The 16,687-nt window shown below is 66.8% G+C and carries 21 protein-coding genes; 13 read left to right on the plus strand and 8 right to left on the minus strand.

Annotated elements, in window-relative coordinates; genetic code table 11:
- Positions 1–85: 85 nt before the first annotated feature.
- From POF53_RS06210 to POF53_RS06225, 4 genes are all read right to left on the minus strand, one after another.
- Entirely contained in the window at positions 86–571 is a 486-nt protein-coding gene (locus POF53_RS06210) for a DUF3299 domain-containing protein (protein ID WP_498966844.1), read from the minus strand.
- 144 nt (positions 572–715) lie between these two features.
- Positions 716–1,981, minus strand: a complete 1,266-nt coding sequence (locus POF53_RS06215; protein ID WP_498966846.1) for an ABC transporter permease — start codon at positions 1,979–1,981, stop codon at positions 716–718.
- Entirely contained in the window at positions 1,981–2,691 is a 711-nt protein-coding gene (locus POF53_RS06220; RefSeq protein ID WP_498966848.1) for an ABC transporter ATP-binding protein, read from the minus strand. Before POF53_RS06220 ends, POF53_RS06215 begins: the two co-directional genes overlap by 1 nt.
- On the minus strand, positions 2,692–3,267 hold the full coding sequence (locus tag POF53_RS06225; RefSeq protein WP_498966850.1) for a DUF2796 domain-containing protein: 576 nt from the start codon (positions 3,265–3,267) through the stop codon (positions 2,692–2,694).
- Between the two features lie 133 nt (positions 3,268–3,400).
- Between POF53_RS06225 and POF53_RS06230 the strand changes: the two genes are divergently transcribed.
- Positions 3,401–3,745, plus strand: coding sequence for a hypothetical protein (locus POF53_RS06230; protein ID WP_498966852.1), 345 nt, complete (start codon positions 3,401–3,403; stop codon positions 3,743–3,745).
- A gap of 111 nt (positions 3,746–3,856) precedes the next feature.
- Here POF53_RS06230 and trxA read toward each other — a convergent pair whose 3' ends face one another.
- From trxA to POF53_RS06245, 3 genes are read right to left on the minus strand one after another with little or no spacing between them, the layout of a single operon-like run.
- Positions 3,857–4,744, minus strand: a complete 888-nt coding sequence (gene trxA / locus POF53_RS06235) for a thioredoxin (RefSeq protein ID WP_232856661.1) — start codon at positions 4,742–4,744, stop codon at positions 3,857–3,859.
- Between the two features lie 31 nt (positions 4,745–4,775).
- A complete protein-coding gene (locus POF53_RS06240) occupies positions 4,776–5,435 on the minus strand; it encodes a class I SAM-dependent methyltransferase (protein ID WP_062575341.1) in 660 nt (219 codons plus the stop codon).
- Entirely contained in the window at positions 5,436–5,888 is a 453-nt protein-coding gene (locus POF53_RS06245) for a YbaY family lipoprotein (RefSeq protein ID WP_028690274.1), read from the minus strand. It lies immediately after the preceding gene.
- A gap of 105 nt (positions 5,889–5,993) precedes the next feature.
- On the opposite strand from POF53_RS06245, the gene nrdR reads away from it, so the two are divergent.
- From nrdR to POF53_RS06305, 12 genes are all read left to right on the plus strand, one after another.
- Positions 5,994–6,458, plus strand: coding sequence for a transcriptional regulator NrdR (gene nrdR, locus POF53_RS06250; protein ID WP_009685710.1), 465 nt, complete (start codon positions 5,994–5,996; stop codon positions 6,456–6,458).
- A gap of 2 nt (positions 6,459–6,460) precedes the next feature.
- Positions 6,461–7,588, plus strand: coding sequence for a bifunctional diaminohydroxyphosphoribosylaminopyrimidine deaminase/5-amino-6-(5-phosphoribosylamino)uracil reductase RibD (gene ribD / locus POF53_RS06255; RefSeq protein WP_498966855.1), 1,128 nt, complete (start codon positions 6,461–6,463; stop codon positions 7,586–7,588).
- A 41-nt stretch (positions 7,589–7,629) separates the two neighbouring features.
- Positions 7,630–8,295, plus strand: a complete 666-nt coding sequence (locus POF53_RS06260; protein WP_498966857.1) for a riboflavin synthase — start codon at positions 7,630–7,632, stop codon at positions 8,293–8,295.
- Between the two features lie 18 nt (positions 8,296–8,313).
- The gene (ribBA, locus tag POF53_RS06265; RefSeq protein ID WP_050703586.1) at positions 8,314–9,405 is read left to right on the plus strand and encodes a bifunctional 3,4-dihydroxy-2-butanone-4-phosphate synthase/GTP cyclohydrolase II; all 1,092 of its coding nucleotides are present in this window, start codon (positions 8,314–8,316) and stop codon (positions 9,403–9,405) included.
- A gap of 91 nt (positions 9,406–9,496) precedes the next feature.
- Complete coding sequence (ribH, locus tag POF53_RS06270; protein ID WP_003255395.1) at positions 9,497–9,973, plus strand: 6,7-dimethyl-8-ribityllumazine synthase; 477 nt, start codon at positions 9,497–9,499, stop codon at positions 9,971–9,973.
- Positions 9,970–10,470 carry a transcription antitermination factor NusB gene (gene nusB, locus POF53_RS06275; protein WP_203650064.1) on the plus strand — a complete coding sequence of 167 codons (501 nt, stop codon included), beginning with the start codon at positions 9,970–9,972 and terminating at the stop codon, positions 10,468–10,470. The genes ribH and nusB overlap by 4 nt, the downstream gene beginning before the upstream one ends.
- A gap of 18 nt (positions 10,471–10,488) precedes the next feature.
- Positions 10,489–11,445 (plus strand): thiamine-phosphate kinase, encoded by a 957-nt coding sequence (gene thiL, locus POF53_RS06280; RefSeq protein ID WP_498966860.1) that lies wholly within the window; start codon positions 10,489–10,491, stop codon positions 11,443–11,445.
- Positions 11,442–11,945: a phosphatidylglycerophosphatase A family protein gene (locus POF53_RS06285; RefSeq protein ID WP_023632630.1), complete on the plus strand. Its 504-nt coding sequence runs from the start codon at positions 11,442–11,444 to the stop codon at positions 11,943–11,945. Before thiL ends, POF53_RS06285 begins: the two co-directional genes overlap by 4 nt.
- 16 nt (positions 11,946–11,961) lie before the next feature.
- A complete protein-coding gene (locus POF53_RS06290) occupies positions 11,962–12,699 on the plus strand; it encodes a substrate-binding periplasmic protein (protein ID WP_203650068.1) in 738 nt (245 codons plus the stop codon).
- Between the two features lie 259 nt (positions 12,700–12,958).
- Positions 12,959–13,576 carry a GTP cyclohydrolase II gene (gene ribA, locus POF53_RS06295; protein WP_011531972.1) on the plus strand — a complete coding sequence of 206 codons (618 nt, stop codon included), beginning with the start codon at positions 12,959–12,961 and terminating at the stop codon, positions 13,574–13,576.
- Positions 13,573–13,992 (plus strand): MFS transporter, encoded by a 420-nt coding sequence (locus POF53_RS06300; RefSeq protein WP_203650070.1) that lies wholly within the window; start codon positions 13,573–13,575, stop codon positions 13,990–13,992. Before ribA ends, POF53_RS06300 begins: the two co-directional genes overlap by 4 nt.
- Positions 13,992–14,804: a cobalamin-binding protein gene (locus tag POF53_RS06305; protein ID WP_203650072.1), complete on the plus strand. Its 813-nt coding sequence runs from the start codon at positions 13,992–13,994 to the stop codon at positions 14,802–14,804. The genes POF53_RS06300 and POF53_RS06305 overlap by 1 nt, the downstream gene beginning before the upstream one ends.
- Here the strand turns inward: POF53_RS06305 and POF53_RS06310 are convergent.
- On the minus strand, positions 14,782–16,656 hold the full coding sequence (locus POF53_RS06310; protein ID WP_498966864.1) for a TonB-dependent receptor plug domain-containing protein: 1,875 nt from the start codon (positions 16,654–16,656) through the stop codon (positions 14,782–14,784). The two genes, POF53_RS06305 and POF53_RS06310, sit on opposite strands and share 23 nt — an antisense overlap.
- Between the last annotated feature and the right edge of the window lie 31 nt (positions 16,657–16,687).

A 16,687-nucleotide genomic window follows, 5' to 3' on the forward strand; every position in this document is an offset into this window, starting at 1 on the left:
ATCGAGTAGTCCAATGGTACGAAGCTGACTAAACAGAAAGTTTGACCCAGCTCAAAGAAGCCGTGCTATCGGGGTGACGCAGTGCTCACTTGAGCTCATACGCGTAGATTTTCTCTGCTTCCATCTGGTAACCGGCATCCGCCAGCTCGCTGCTGCTGGCCTTGACCTGCATCGTCCCCTCGATCCAGTAGGGCTGGTACAGGTCTTCGATGCGCACGCCCATCTCGCTGACGATATGCACGATCTGGTTCGACGGCGGTGGCGGCACATGGATGCAGGCGCCGTAGTAGGGCACCAGGAGGAACTCGGTGGTGCGGCCTTCGTCGCTGACTTCCAGCGGCACGATGTAGCCGGGGATCTTCACCTGCTGGCCGTCCAGGGTTTTCACCACCGGTGCGTTGGGAGCCTGCTGGCGGGCGGCGGGGGCCGCCTCGGCGGACAGCGCGTCGCTGATCTGCGACAGGTCGTGCAGGGGCGTCAGTTGTGGCGGGATGACCGGCGCGCCCTCGGGGATCAGGGCGGGCCAGTCCAGTTCGCGCGGGTCGGCGGCCCACAGGGGCAGCGAAGTCATCAGCATGATCGTGAGCAGCAAGTACTGAATGATCGGTGTTGCCTTCTTCGCGGGTAAACCCGCTCCCACAGGAGGTGAGGCGATCCCTGTGGGAGCGGGTTTACCCGCGAAGAGGGCGGTGAAGTCTAGAGTCATGTCTGTCTCTTAAAGATGAATCGACAAACCATCGGCCAACGACTGCCGATAGGCGCGCCAGGCCGGCACGCTGCCCATCAGCAGCGCCGCGCCTAGGATGATGGCCAGCAACGTCCACTCGTGGGCGCTCGGCCAGGCCAGTGGCAGGTATAGCCCATAGTTGGCCTGTACATAGCCTTGAGCCAGGGCGATGCCCGCATACAGCAACCCCAGCCCGGCGGCGATGCCCGCCAGCGCCAGGGCCAGTGCCTCGAGCACCAGTAGCCCGGCGATGTGCCAGGGACGGGCACCCACCGAACGCAGGATGGCCATCTCCCGGCGGCGTTCGTTGAGGCTGGTGAGAATGGCCGTGAGCATGCCGATCAGGCCGGTGAGCACGACGAACAGCGACACCACGAACAAGGCCTGCTCCGCCGTGCCCATCAGGCTCCACAGCTCCTGCAGGGCCACGCCAGGCAGGATCGCCAGCAGCGGTTCGGCACGGTACTCGTTGATCTCGCGCTGCAGGCTGAAGGTGGCGATCTTGCTGTTCAGTCCGAGCATGAAGGCGGTGATGGCCGCAGGCTGCAGGTCCATGGTGCGGGCCTGCTCGGCACTGATGCGCCCGGCGCCACGGGCCGGCACGCCGTTGTGCCAGTCGATGTGGATCGCCTCCATGCCGGCCAGGCTGATGTGCAGGGTGCGGTCAACCGGGGTGCCGGTGCGCTCGAGCACGCCGACCACGGTGAACGGCTTGTCGTCGTGCTTGACCAGGCTGATGGCGGCTACACCATGCGCCAGCACCAGCTTGTCGCCGAGCTTGTAGTGCAATGCCTCGGCCACTTCGGCGCCAAGCACCACCTCGAACGGATCGTCGGCGAACGCCCGGCCCTGGTCGAGTGCCAGGTGCTGGCGGCGGCCGAATTGGTAATGGCTGAAGTAGTCGGCGCTGGTGCCCATCACCCGGTAGCCACGGTGCGAGTCGCCCAGGGAGATAGGGATCGCCCATTTCACCCGCGGGTCGCTGGCGTAGTGCTGGTAGCTGTCCCAGCGGATGTTGTTGGTGGCGTTGCCGATGCGGAACACCGAATACAGCAGCAGGTTCACCGACCCCGAGCGGGCGCCGACGATCAGGTCGGTGCCGCTGATGGTGCTGGCGAAGCTGGCGCGGGCCTCGGTGCGCACCCGCTCGACGGCCAGCAGCAGGCACACCGACAAGGCGATGGCGAACGCGGTGAGCAGGGCGGTGAAGCGGCGGTTGGCCAGGCTGGCCAAGGCAAGGCGAAGCAGGTACATCAGGCCTCCCGGGGCTTGGCGGCGCGGTTGAGCTCGGCCAGGGACAGGTGCCGGTCGAACAGCGGCGCCAGGCTCTGGTCATGGCTGACGAACAGCAGGCTGGCGCCGGCGTCGCGGCATTCGTCGAACAGCAGGCGGATGAAGGCCTCGCGGGTGTCGGCGTCGAGGGCCGAGGTGGGCTCGTCGGCGATCACCAATTCGGGCTGGCCGATCAGCGCCCGTGCCGCGGCGACCCGCTGCTGCTGGCCGATCGACAGGCTGTCGGCGCGGCGGGCGAGCAGGGCCGGGTCGTCCAGGCCCAGATGGGTGAGCAGTTGGGCAGCGGCCTGGTCGATGCTGCCATGGCGCTGGGCGGCGCGGGCCGCGCGGCTTTTCGAGAAGCGGCAGGGCAGCTCGACATTCTCCCGCACCGACAGGAACGGCAGCAGGTTGAACTGCTGAAAGATGTAGCCGGTGTGATCGACCCGGAAACGGTCGCGCGCGCCCTGGCCCAGGGTTGCGAGGTCTTGGCCAAGCAGACGGATGCTGCCTTGCCCGGGGCGGTTGACGCCACCCAGCAGGCCGAGCAGGGTGGTCTTGCCGCTGCCGCTGGGGCCCTTGAGGAACAGCGCCTCGCCGGGCTCCAGGCGAAATGCAGGGATTTCCAGCAGCGGCGCCTGGCCGGGCCAGGCGAACACCAGATCATGCAGTTCGATCAGCGGCTGGTTCATTCAGAACGCGACCACGGCCTTGGCGGGGGTGGCCTCGACGCCTTTCTGGCCGTTGGGGCCGATCAGTTGCACGTTGATTTTCTGGGTCTGCGGGAAGGTCTTGAACAGCGGGCCGAGGTCGATCTGGGTGAGTTTGCCCGGGGTGGCGCAGGTCAGCTGATAGTGGGCGTTGACGTCGGCGTGCGCGTGACCGTGCTCATGGCTGTCGCCATCCTCGTCGGCCTGGGCGGCGTCACCGAACAGCGGGCTTTCCAGCTCCTGGGCGTCTTCCTTGCAGTCGGCGGCCTGGGCAACGCCGAACAGTTTCAGGGGCTGTTCGAGCTGCTGGCGGGCGGCGGCGACCTTGGCCTTGTCGGCATCGCTGCTGGCCACGTGCTCGAAACCGACCAGGTTCATCGCCGGGCTGTCCAGTTCCAGTTCGAGGGTGTTGCCGTCGAGCACCGCGTTGAGCTTGGCCACGCCATGCTCGTGGGTGCCTAGGGTGCCATGGGCGTGGTCATGATCATGGTCGTCGTGGGCATGGGCCACGGCCAGGGGCAGCAGGGCGAAGGGCAGGGCGAGCAACAGACGACGCATGGACGGCTCCACAGGCGGCTTGGGATGATTTGTGATGTTATAACAATTGTTCTTTGCCCCGCCAGCCTGTCTGGCACAGGTTTCATGTTCGTGGGAGCATGACGGCATCGAGCCTGAAAGCAAGGAACCTATCGTGAGAATTCGTGGACAGATCGGTGACTGGCCGGTGGACCTGACCGTTGAGCTGGCGCCGGAGGAGTGGGCACAGTTGGGGCGTCGACTGGAGGTGCCGGCCTCTGTCGAGGCAGTACCGGTCACCACCAGCCCGGCACCTCGGCAGGATGACGGGCAGTGGGCGGCCGCGCGAGAAGTGCTGCGCCAGGCGGGCCAGATGGGTGGGCCGGAGCTGCTGGAGCGCCTGGAGGGGCTGGCCGGGAGCGTGGCGGCGGGCAAGCGCCTGCTGGTGCGCTTGCGCCACAGCAGTGAGGTGAAGGTGGAAAGCGGCGTGGATGCGCCGGTGTATCGCTGGGTAGGATGAGGGGTCGCTTTGCGACCCTTTCGCGGCACAAGGCCGCTCCTACAGGGGCGCGCGCTCGTCTGTAGGAGCGGCCTGGTGCCGCGAAAGGGCTGCAAAGCAGCCCCAACAAACTCAGAACAGCGCAGCGGACAGCTTGCGGCGATACACACTGACCAGCGGGTGAGCGTTGCCCAGCAATTCGAACACCTGCAACAGCGCCTTCTGCGGCAAGCCGTTCTCGTAGGCGCGGTTGCGCTGGAACAGCTTCAGCAGCCCGTCCATCGCCGCCTCGTACTGCTGGCGCGCCAACTGCTGGATGCACAGCTGATAGGCTGCTTCGTCGTCCTGCGGATTCTGCGCCAGGCGACTCTTCAGCTCGGCGGCTTCCGGCAGGCTGGCGGCCTGGCGCAGGAAGGTCAGCTGGGCCTTGGCGCCGGCCAGGGCGGCCTTGTGCTCGTCGGTCTTGACCGCGTCGAGCACCACCTGGGCCTCGCCCAGCTCGCCGCGCTCGGCCAGGCAGCGGGCGTAGAGGATCAGTGCCTCGGCATTGCTGTTGTCTTCACCCAGCAGTACCTGCAGCAGGGCCTCGGCTTCGCTGAAGCGGCTTTCGGCGAACAGCGTCTTGGCCTGCTCCAGCGGCGCGGCGGCGGGCGGCGCGGGCATCTGCACATGGGGTTCGAGCATGGCGCGGATGGCCGACTCGGGCTGGGCGCCGGCGAAACCGTCGACCGGCTGGCCGTCCTTGAACAGCACCACGGTCGGCAGGCTGCGGATGCCGAACTGGGCGACGACCTGCTGCTCGACGTCACAGTTGATCTTGGCCAGCAGCAGTTCGCCCTGATAACCCTCGGTGATCTTTGCCAGCAACGGCATCAGCGCCTTGCACGGCGCGCACCACTCGGCCCAGAAGTCGACCAGCACCGGCTTGTGGAAGGAGTTCTCGATGACCAGTTGCTGGAAGGTGGCATCGGTGGCATCGAAGATGTACGGCACATCTTTGTTATCAGGAGCTTGGCTCATCGCAACTCTCGCAAATCCGTGAATACCCCCACTATAAGGGCTCGCGGCTGGCATGGTACAGGCTGACCCGGCGGAATTCGTGCGGCTCGGCCAGATCCGGCAGGGTCAGCGCCTCGAGCACGCCGAGCGGGCGGTACAGCGGGTGGCTGAAGTCGCGCACCCGCGAATCGGCGACCAGCGCCTGGCGGCCACGGCTGAGGAACTCGTCCAGCAGCGGCAGGTTGGCGCGGTCGTAGAGCACATCGGCGACCAGGATCAGGTCGAAGCGGTCGGCTTCGGCGAAGAAGTCGCTGCTGTAGCTCAGCGTCACACCGTTCAGCGCGGCGTTGGCACGGCAGGCGTCCAGGGCCAGCGGATCGAGGTCGCAGGCCACCACCTCCAGGGCGCCGGCCCGGGCGGCGGCGATCCCGGCAATGCCGGAGCCGGCGCCGAAATCCAGCACGCGCTTGCCGCGCACCCACTGCGGGCGCTCGGCCAGGTAGCGCGCCATGGCCAGGCCGCTGGCCCAGCAGAAGCTCCAGTAGGGCGGCTCCTCGAGAATACGCCGGGTTTCCTCGCGGGTGAATTCGCGGTCCATGTTCTGGTCGTCGATCAACCAGAGTTTCAGGTCGCACCCGGGCAGTTCGCTGACGATCAGCCGCGCTTCGCCGATCAGGCCGCTCAGGGCCTGTTGCAGGATTGCCGGGGCCATCTAGGGTGCCTTTTCGAAACGCAGCGGGCCGGTGGCCTGGGTCTGGGCCTGGGCGATGCGTACCGGCGGCAGGTGCAGGATCAGCTGGCCGGAGCGGCTGGCGCGACCGCGCAGTTCGACGCGGGCTCCGGCGGGGAAGGCTTCGGGGTTGAAGCGCAGGCGGTAGGGCAGGGCCTGGCCAGTGCCGCTCAGGGTGCTGCTGGCCAGCAGTTGCTGTGGTCGGCCGCGCTCGTCGATCACCAGCAGGGCCAGCTCCACGTCGGCGCCCGCCGGGATTTCCAGCAGGGTGCCGCTCAGCTCGCGCTGGTAGGCCGGCAGCGGGCCCAGGGGTTCGGTTTTCTTGGCCACCTTGGCCGGCACAGGGGCAGGGGCCTGTTCCGGCTTGGGGCGGTCGCTGCCGCAGGCGGCGAGCAGGGCGGCGCAACACAGCACGACGAGCGCTCGAGGGTGCATGGGGTAGTCCTTCACGGGCAGATTTGCATGGATGGTAAACCCTTTGGCTTGTCTTGCCAGTGCAATGCGCTACCATGGCCCTCCCTTTTTTTGTTGCCTGCCACCATGCACTGTCCGTTTTGCGGTGCCAACGACACCAAGGTCATCGACTCGCGTCTGGTCGCCGAGGGCGAACAGGTGCGTCGTCGGCGCGAATGCGTCGCCTGCGGCGAGCGCTTCACCACCTTCGAAACCGCCGAGCTGGTCCTGCCCCGGCTGATCAAGCAGGACGGCACGCGCCAGCCCTTCGACGAAGACAAGCTGCGCGCCGGCATGCAGCGCGCGCTGGAGAAGCGCCCGGTCAGCGTCGAGCGTCTGGAAGCGGCGCTGGCGCATATCAAGAGCCGCCTGCGCGCCACTGGCGAGCGCGAAGTGAAGTCACTGGTGGTCGGCGAGATGGTGATGGCCGAGCTGCGCAAGCTCGACGAAGTGGCCTACATCCGTTTCGCCTCGGTCTACCGGCGTTTCCAGGACCTCGACGAATTCCGCGAAGAAATCGACCGCCTGGCCCGCGAGCCGGCTAAAGAGTAAGCATGTCCAGCCAAGCCATTCTCGACGCCCACTACATGGCCCGGGCCGTGGAACTGGCCCGCAAGGGCCTGTACAGCACCCACCCCAACCCCCGCGTGGGTTGCGTGATCGTGCGTGACGGCGAGGTGGTCGGCGAAGGCTGGCATGCGCGCGCCGGCGAGCCGCACGCCGAGGTCCATGCCCTGCGCCAGGCCGGTGAGCGCGCCCGCGGCGCCTGCGCCTATGTCACCCTCGAGCCCTGCAGCCACCATGGCCGCACGCCGCCGTGCGCCGAGGCGCTGGTCAAGGCCGGGGTGGCGCGGGTGGTGGCGGCCATGCAGGACCCCAATCCGCAAGTGGCCGGCAATGGCCTGCAGCGGCTGCGCGAGGCCAGCATCGAAGTCGCCAGCGGTGTGCTCGAGGCCGAGGCTCGCGCGCTCAACCCGGGCTTTCTCAAGCGCATGGAGCAGGGCCTGCCGTTCGTGCGCGCCAAGCTGGCCATGAGCCTGGACGGCCGCACCGCAATGGCCAGCGGCGAAAGCCAATGGATCACCGGCCCTGCGGCGCGTGCCGCGGTGCAGCGCTTGCGCGCCTGCTCCAGCGTGGTGCTGACCAGCGCCGAGAGCGTGCTGTTCGACAACGCCCGCATGACCGTGCGTGGCGAGGAGCTGGGCCTGGATGACGCGCTCACCGCCCTGGCCCTGTCGCGCCCGCCGTTGCGCGTGCTGATCGACGGGCGCCTGCGTCTGCCGCTGGACGCGCCGTTCTTCCAGGCCGGCCCGGCACTGGTGGTGACCGCCGCCGGTGAAGACCCACGCTATGCGGCCGCCGGCCATGAACTGATCAACCTGCCCGGCAGCGAGGGGCGTGTCGACCTGCCGGCACTGCTGCGCACCCTGGCTGGGCGCGGGGTCAACGAAATCCTGCTGGAGGCCGGCGCCGGCCTGGTCGGCGCTTTCGCCCGCCAGGGCCTGGTCGACGAGTACCAGCTGTTCGTCGCCGGCACCTTCCTCGGCTCCGAAGCGCGCCCGTTGCTGGACTGGCCGCTGTCGAAAATGAGCGAGGCGCCGCGGCTGAAGATCACCGAAATGCGCGCGGTCGGCGATGACTGGCGAGTCACTGCCATCCCCCTGCCGCCCCCCGGCGTATAATGCCAGGCTTGCCTCGCGCAGCCCGTATCTAGGAGAACACCATGTTCACCGGCATCATCGAATCCATCGGCACCATCCGCAGCCTCACCCCCAAGGGCGGTGACGTGCGCGTCTACGTAGAGACCGGCAAGCTCGACCTGGGCGACGTCAAGCTTGGCGACAGCATCGCGGTCAACGGCGTGTGCCTGACCGCCGTCGAGCTGCCCGGCGACGGCTTCTGGGCCGACGTCAGCGTCGAGACCCTCAAGCGCACTGCCATGGTCGATCTCAAGAGCGGCAGCCGGGTCAACCTGGAAAAGGCCCTGACCCCCACCACCCGCCTGGGCGGCCACCTGGTCAGTGGCCACGTCGACGGCGTCGGCGAGATCGTCTCGCGCGCCGATAGCGCCCGCGCCATCCAGTTCCGCGTGCGCGCGCCCAAGGAGCTGGCCAAGTACATCGCCCACAAGGGCTCGATCACCGTCGACGGCACCAGCCTGACGGTCAACGAAGTCGATGGCGCCGAGTTCGAGCTGACCATCGTCCCGCACACCCTGTCCGAAACCATCATGGCCGACTACCGCGCAGGGCGTCGGGTGAACCTTGAGGTCGACCTGCTGGCCCGTTACCTGGAGCGTCTGCTGCTGGGCGACAAGGCCGCCGAGCCGAGCAACGGCAGTGGCATCACCGAAAGCTTCCTGGCCGCCAACGGCTTCTTGAAATCCTGATTGAGAAGGGGGTGCCGCGTGGCGCTCAACAGCATCGAAGAACTGGTCGAAGACATCCGCCAGGGCAAAATGGTCATCCTCATGGATGACGAAGACCGCGAGAACGAAGGCGACATCATCATGGCGGCCGAGTGCTGCCTGCCCGAGCACATCAACTTCATGGCCAAGCACGCCCGCGGCCTGATCTGCATGCCGATGACCCGCGAGCGCTGCGAAACGCTCAAGCTGCCGCTGATGGCGCCGCGCAACGGCTCGGGCTTCGGCACCAAGTTCACCGTGTCGATCGAAGCCGCCGAAGGCGTCACCACCGGCATTTCCGCCGCCGACCGCGCCCGCACCGTGCAGGCCGCCGCCGCCAAGGACGCCAAGGCCGAGGACATCGTCAGCCCCGGTCATATCTTCCCGCTGATGGCCCAGCCCGGCGGCACCCTGGCCCGCGCCGGTCACACCGAGGCCGCCTGCGACCTGGCGCGTATGGCCGGCTTCGAGCCAAGCGGGGTGATCTGCGAAGTGATGAACGACGACGGCACCATGTCGCGCCGCGCCGAGCTGGAAGTGTTCGCCGCCGAGCACGGCCTGAAGATCGGCACCATCGCCGACCTGATCCACTACCGCATGATCCATGAGCGCACCGTGCAGCGCGTCTCCGAGCAACCGATCGAGAGCGAGCTGGGCCAGTTCAACCTGGTCACCTACCGCGACGCGGTGGAAGGCGATGTGCACATGGCCCTGACCCTCGGCAAGATCTGCGCCGAGGAGCCGACCCTGGTGCGCGTGCACAACATGGACCCGCTGCGCGACCTGCTGATGGTCAAGCAACCGGGCCGCTGGAGCCTGCGCGCGGCCATGAGCGCCGTGGCCGAGGCCGGCAGCGGCGTGGTGCTGCTGCTGGGCCACCCGCTGGACGGCGACGTGCTGCTGGCGCATATCCGCGAGAGCGCGGGCGATGCCCCGGCGAAAGCGCCGACCACCTACAGCACCGTCGGTGCCGGTTCGCAGATCCTGCGCGACCTCGGCGTGCGCAAGATGCGCCTGATGAGTTCGCCGATGAAGTTCAATGCGATATCCGGATTCGATCTGGAAGTTGTAGAATACGTGCCCTCCGAGTGACTTGAGGCGGCATTTTCGCCCCTGGACTCGAGTCCAAACCCTCCCGAGGCCGCCACAGCGCGGCCTCGCTCTTGAAGATGAGAACTCCGGAATGACCCTGAAGACCATCGAAGGTACCTTCATCGCCCCCAAAGGTCGCTATGCTTTGGTGGTTGGCCGCTTCAACAGCTTCGTCGTCGAAAGCCTGGTAAGCGGTGCAGTCGATGCCCTGGTACGCCACGGCGTCAGTGAAAGCGACATCACCATCATTCGTGCCCCGGGCGCGTTCGAAATCCCGCTGGTAGCGCAGAAAGTCGCCCAGCAGGGTGCTTATGACGCGATCATCGCCCTGGGCGCAGTAATCCGTGGCGGTACCCCGCACTTCGAATACGTGGCGGGCGAGTGCACCAAGGGCCTGGCCCAGGTGTCCATGGAGTTCGGTGTTCCGGTGGCCTTCGGCGTCCTGACCGTCGACTCCATCGAGCAGGCCATCGAGCGTTCCGGCACCAAGGCCGGCAACAAAGGTGCCGAAGCTGCCCTGTCGGCCCTGGAAATGGTCAGTCTGCTGGCGCAGTTGGAGGCCAAGTGATTAGCGACGAAAGCGATCGTTTCAACCCGCGCGATCCAAAACCTGCGGATGCCGGCAAGCCCTCGAAGAGCGCCAAGCGTCGCGAAGCCCGCAAGCTCGCCACGCAAGCGCTCTACCAGTGGCACATGGCCAAGCACTCGCTGAACGAAGTGGAAGCGCAGTTCCGGGTCGATAACGATTTCACCGATGTCGACGGCGCCTACTTCCGCGAGATCCTGCACGGGGTCCCGGCGAAGAAGGCCGAGATCGACGAGGCGCTCAAGCCTTGCCTGGACACGCCGCTGGAAGAGCTCGACCCGGTCGAGCTGGCCGTGCTGCGCCTGTCCACCTGGGAGTTCATGATGCGCGTCGACGTGCCGTACCGCGTCGTCATCAACGAAGGCGTGGAACTGGCGAAGGTCTTCGGCGCCACCGACGGCCACAAGTTCGTCAATGGCGTGCTGGACAAGCTGGCTCCGCGTCTGCGTGAGGCGGAAGTCAAGGCGAACAAGCGCTGATCGCGGCGCTGACCAGCCATGGGTGAGTTCGAGCTGATCCGTCACTACTTCGCCGCCGCGCCTTGTGCGCAGGGCGGCGAGGGCGTGGCCCTGGGGATCGGCGACGACTGCGCCCTGCTGGACCTGCCCGCCGGCGAGCAACTGGCGATCTCCACCGACACGCTGGTGGCCGCTGTGCATTTCCCCGCCGTCTGCGACCCGCTGCTGCTGGGCCAGCGCTCGCTCGCCGTGGCGGCCAGCGACCTGGCGGCCATGGGCGCCACGCCCATCGGCTTCACCCTCGCCCTGACCCTGCCCGAAGTCGGCCCGGACTGGCTTGAAGCCTTCGCCGATGGCCTCGGCCGCATGGCCCACCGTTGCCGCATGACCCTGATCGGCGGTGACACCACCCGTGGACCGCTGAGTATCACCGTGACCGTGTTCGGCCGGGTACCGGCGGGCCAGGCCCTGCGTCGCAGCGGCGCGCAGCCGGGCGACCTGCTGTGCGTCGGCGGTTTCCTGGGCAATGCGGCGGGGGCCTTGCCGGTGGTGCTGGGCGAGCGCGAGGCGGCTGCCGAGGTGGCCGGCCCGCTGCTGGAGCACTACTGGTCGCCCTTGCCCCAACTGCAACTGGGCGAGCGCCTGCGTGGCCTGGCCACGGCGGCACTGGATATCTCCGACGGCCTGCTGGCCGACTGCGGGCATATCGCCAAGGCGTCCGGCGTCGCGCTTGAGGTGAACCTGGCGCAGGTCCCCGTGTCTGCTCCTTTACAGGCTTTCCTGGGGCGCGAGGCGGCGGTGCAGGCGGCGCTCACTGGCGGCGACGACTACGTGCTGGCCTTCACCCTGCCGGAAAGCGCACTGACCTCCCTGGCCCGCGAGGTGCACGTCATCGGGCGTGTGCTGCAAGGCCAGGGTGTGACCCTGCGTGACCCGCAGGGCCAGGACATCACCCCCGTGCAGCGGGGCTATCAACATTTCAGGGAGACACCGTGACCGACCACCCCAACCAGGTGCCTGCGGAGTTCGTTCCGCCTTCGGTCTGGCGCAACCCGTGGCACTTCATCGCCTTCGGCTTCGGCTCCGGCACCCTGCCCAAGGCCCCCGGTACCTGGGGGTCGCTGGTGGCGCTGCCGTTCATCCCGCTGTGGCAGATGCTGCCCGACTGGGGCTACTGGCTGCTGCTGGGCATCAGCATGCTGTTCGGCGTGTGGCTGTGCGGCAAGGTGGCCAACGACTTGCGCGTGCACGACCACGAGGGCATTGTCTGGGACGAGATCGTCGGCATGTGGATCACCCTGTGGCTGGTGCCGGAAGGCTGGCAGTGGCTGCTGGCGGGGTTCCTGATGTTCCGCTTCTTCGACATCCTCAAGCCGTGGCCGATCCGCTGGGTCGACCGCCATGTGCATGGTGGGTTCGGGATCATGCTCGACGATATCCTGGCCGGCGTGTTCGCCTGGCTGGGCATGCAGGTTCTGGTGTGGGCGGTGGCCTGATACAGGGAGCGTTGCAATGGCCTTGAGGAGTGTGTTGCTGGCGTGGGTGCTGCTTTGCGCGGTGCCCGGCGTCATGGCGCAGGAACAGCAGGTGCGCCTGGTCAGCGAGGAGTGGCTCGACTACACCAACGCCGATGGCAGCGGGCTGGCCTGGGACGTGCTGCGCCAGGTGTTCGAGCCGGCCGGGGTCAAGGTCAAGGTGCTGAGCGCGCCGTACAGCCGTTCGGTCGGTTTGGTGAAACGGGGCGAGGCGGATGCCTGGGTCGGCTCGTACAAGGAAGAGAACGACGACAACCTCTATCCGCGCTGGCATTTCGACCTGGACCATATCTATGCCCTGGGCCTGGCCGGCAAGCCGCAGCCCACGCTGGACACCATCGGCCAGTACCGCCTGGCCTGGGTGCGTGGCTATGACTACGCCAGTTACCTGCCCAACGTCCACAATTTCCGCGAGGTACAGCGTCGCGAAGGGATCCTGCCCATGCTCGAGCATGACCGGGTGGATTTCTACATCGATGCACAGACCGAGGTCGAGTACGTACTCGGGCAGGCGCCCGAGCCCAAGCGCTTTCGCAGCACCCACGTCGCCGAGCTGCCGTTGTACCTGGCGTTCACCCGCAGTGCGCAGGGCGAGGCCTTGCGTGACCTGTTCGACCGGCGCATGGCGCAACTGGTGCGCAGCGGTGAGTTGAAGCCGATCTTCGAGCGCTGGAAGCAGCCGTATCCGTTCACTGCGGATAGCCAGCCGCATTAGGCTCATGTCGCTGTTCTTGTAGGAGCGGCCTTGTGTCGCGATGGGCTGCGTAGCGGCCCCAGCAATTTTGATGGTGGCTCGGAATCTGGGGCCGCTGCGCGCCCCTTTCGCGGCACAAGGCCGCTCCTACAGGATTTGGTCCTTGTTCCATAAGCATCGAACATTTCGATCTTAAGCCACCATATTCCTCCTGCGCACCTGCGCCGGGCTGCTGATACAATCGGCCGATCTGAAAAATCCTACTATCCAGGAGCACAACGTGCCCGTCGTCTTTGTTGCCGCCTCTAAACTCCCGACGCCCTTTGCGATCTTCACCATGCATGGCTTCCTCGACGAAGCTACTGGCCGCGAGCACGTGGTGCTCAGCCTGGGTGACATCGCGGACGGCGAGCCGGTGCTGGGGCGCCTGCACTCCGAGTGCCTGACTGGCGATGCCCTGTTCAGCCAGCGCTGCGACTGCGGCTCGCAACTTGAAGCCGCGCTGCAGGCCATCGCCCGTGAAGGCCGTGGCGTGCTGCTGTACCTGCGCCAGGAGGGCCGTGGCATTGGCCTGCTGAACAAGATCCGCGCCTACGAGCTGCAGGATGGCGGCGCCGACACTGTCGAGGCCAACGAGCGCCTGGGCTTCGCCGCCGACCAGCGTGACTACGCCATGTGCCTGCCGATGCTCGAACACCTGGGCGTGAAATCGCTGCGTCTGATGACCAACAACCCGCGCAAGGTCAAGGCCCTGACCGACATGAGCATCAAGGTTGCCGAGCGCGTGCCGCTGCACACCGGTCACAACCCGCACAACCGCCTGTACCTGGCCACCAAGGCCGACAAGCTTGGCCACATGATGGGCAACAAGCACCAGGGCGAGGTGCCACAGGCGTGACCCGCGGCGAGGTGAAGCGGCGGCTGGCCCTGGCCTGGTGGCAGTACCTGGCCATGGGGTTGTTGCCGTTGCCGATAATGGCCTGGGCGTTCGGCGGCGGTGAGCCGCTGATCCCGGTGCTGGCCATGCCCTTGTTCATCGCCGGGGCCGCGACCATGTTCCTCAGCCTGCCGCGCTTCGGCGCCTACAAGCGGGCATTGATCGCCACCGACAAGCAGCTGGGCACGCCGGACGAACCCGCTGCCTGGATCGAGTTGGCGCGGGTTCGACGCCTGGCCATGCTGTTCGCCTGCTTCCCGGCCTGGGTCGCTGCACTGTCGGTGTTGGTCGGGCTGGAGGCCGTGCCGCAGATCCTCCTCGCCCTGTCTACTGTGGTGCTGCTGTACCTCTACCGTATTCCGCGCCAGCTCGGCTGATGCGGGCGCTTCTCGCCTCCTTCGCATTGCTGTGCCTCGGTACCCTGGCCGAGGCCGGGCCACGGGTGGTCAGCCTGGCGCCGTCGATGACCGAGATCGTCCTCGAGCTGGATGCTGATGACCTGCTGGTGGGCCTGCTGGATGCAGGCGAGCGTCCGCCCGGCCTTCAGGCCCTGCCCTCGGTCGGGCGCCATGGCCAGCTGGATATGGAGCGCTTGCTCAGCCTCAAGCCTGACCTTCTGCTGCTCTGGCCCGGCAGTGTCGCGCCAGCCCAGCGTGACCAGCTCAAGCGCCTGGGTATCGCCACGTTCAGTGGCGAGCCCGGCGACCTCGACCAGTTGATCGAGCAGATCGAAGCCATCGCCCGGCGCCTCGGGCGGGACGAGCAGGGTCGCGCCTATGCCGCCGGCCTGCGTGATCGACTGCAGGCGCTGCGCGAGCGCTACCGGCGCGACACGCCGCTGCGGGTGTTCTATCAGGTCTGGGACAAGCCGCTGTACACCTTGGGTGGACGCCAGGTGGTCAGCGATGCCTTGCGCGTCTGCGGGGCGCGCAATGTGTTCGACGACCTGACCCAGCCTGCGCCGCAGGTCAGCGTGGAGTCGGTGCTGTTGCGCGATCCCGAGGTGATCCTGGCGGGTGACGCGGCGCAGCTGGCCAGCTGGCGTAGCTGGCCGCAGTTGAGCGCCGTGAAGGGGGAGCGCTTGCTGGTGGTGCCGGACAAGGGACTGGAGCGGCCCAGCGGGCAGATGATCGAGGCTACCGCCCGGTTGTGCGCGCTGCTGGAGGCTAGAGGGTCGGTGTCCAGGTAAGGCTCAGCAGCCAGGTGCGGCCTTCTTCGCGATAGCCGTACTGGCTGCCATCGAAGCTGTAAAGGGCACGGCTGTAGTGCTTGTCCAGCAAGTTGTCCAGCTTCAGCTCCAGCCTCACCTCGTCGGTCAGGGCCATGCCGCCGCGCAGACCGAGTAGTCCGTAGCCACCGATGCGATTGTTGTTGGATGGATCGTCGTAGCTGCCGCTGACGGCTTGCCAGCTCGCACCCACGTTGAAGCGTTCGAACTGTCGATCCAGGTCCAGGCTCAACGTGCGTCGAGCGCGCCGTTGCAGGGTATGGCCGCTTTCACGGTCGCGGGGATCGATCATGCTCAGGCCCAGCTGAGAGGTCCAGCCAGCCCACTCCTGCATTAGCGACAACTCCAGGCCGTTGATGCGTGCGTTGTCGACATTGCCGGGGCGCCTGCGCGTGGGGTCGTAGTTGATCGCGTCGCGCAGGTCGGTGCGATACAGCGAGGCTTCCAGGCGTGTATGGCTGGCCAGTTGGCTGCGCCATTGCAGCTCGTAACTCTTCGAGTGCTCGGGACGCAGGTCCGGATTGCCGTACTGCACGTCATACAGGTCGTTGAAGGTCGGGGCGCGGAATCCTTCGCTATAGGACACCAGCACATCATTGCGTGGATTCAAGGGGACGGTGAGGCTGGCGTTCCAGGTGGTCTGCTCGCCGTACTGCTGGTTGCGATCGTGACGCACGCCAAGCTCGCTGGAAAAGCGTTCCCCCGCGAAACGGTACTGGGCGAAGATCGCGCGGTTCCAGCGGCTGTCCTCGCTGAAGTTCGCCGTGCCGTGGAAGCGGTCCTGATACCAGTCGCCACCGAGCATCAGCTGGTTGCGCTCGTCCAGGGCAAGCTCGTTCTGCCAGGTGACCTGATCACGATAGGTGTTGTAGATGAAGCGCTGGTCGCTGAGCTTGTCGCGCTTGTCGTCGCGGTTTTCGCTGTGGCCCAACTCCAGCCTGGAGTGCCAGGTGTCATTAAGCTGGGCGTCGAACCATGAGCCCAGGCTGCTGACGCTGAAGTCAGTGTAGGGCTGCTGTGGATAACTCAGCCAGGTGACATCATCCAGCCGTCCGTACGGATTGTCGTATTCACTGCGCCCGCGGCTGTCGAGCAGGTTCAGCCCGGCTTCGAAACGCTCGTTGAAGGTGTGGCTCAGGTTCAGGTTGAGCGAGCGGTTGCGATAGGCGTCATGGTCGCCATCGCTGGCATACGACGGCCCGGTCGAATCGATGCCGGCGGTTTCGTCCAGGCTGGCGCCGAGGTTGAAGCGGGTCGCGCCATCACCGCCCGACAGCCCCAGGCTGCGTTGCCAGGTCTGATTGCTGCCGCCGGCCAGGTGCAGGCGCGGTTGCAGGCCCTGGCCGTCACCACGGCGGGTGAAGATCTGGATCACCCCGCCAATGGCGTCGCTGCCGTAGATCGCTGAGCGCGAGCCGCGCAGCACTTCCACACGTTCGATCTGGTCGATGCCGAGGAACTGCAGGGCGCTGTCGCCGGAGGTGGCATTGGCAATGCGCACGCCGTCGACCAGCACCAGGGTCTGGGCGGCCTTGGTACCGCGGATGAAGATGCCGGGCAGGCTGCCGCGACCGCCGGTGGGCGCCACCTGCACGCCGGGGACGCGGGCGAGCAGGTCGGTGACGCCGCTGGGTTGCAGGCGATCGATATCGGCACGGGTGAACACCGTGTTGGCGGCGCTGGTGGCGGTGCGTGACTCGACCTGGCGGCTGGCGCTGATCAGTACGTCGGGGAGTTTCAGGGCGTCATCGCGCTCGGCGGCCAGCAGGAATGTAGGGGCGCAGAGGAGTGCGGCACAGGCGGATTTTTTCATGGGCAGTTCCATCGCATTCGCGGGTAAACCC

Source organism: Mitsuaria sp. RG (genome assembly GCF_028369275.1).
GTDB classification, from domain to species: domain Bacteria; phylum Pseudomonadota; class Gammaproteobacteria; order Pseudomonadales; family Pseudomonadaceae; genus Aquipseudomonas; species Aquipseudomonas peradeniyensis.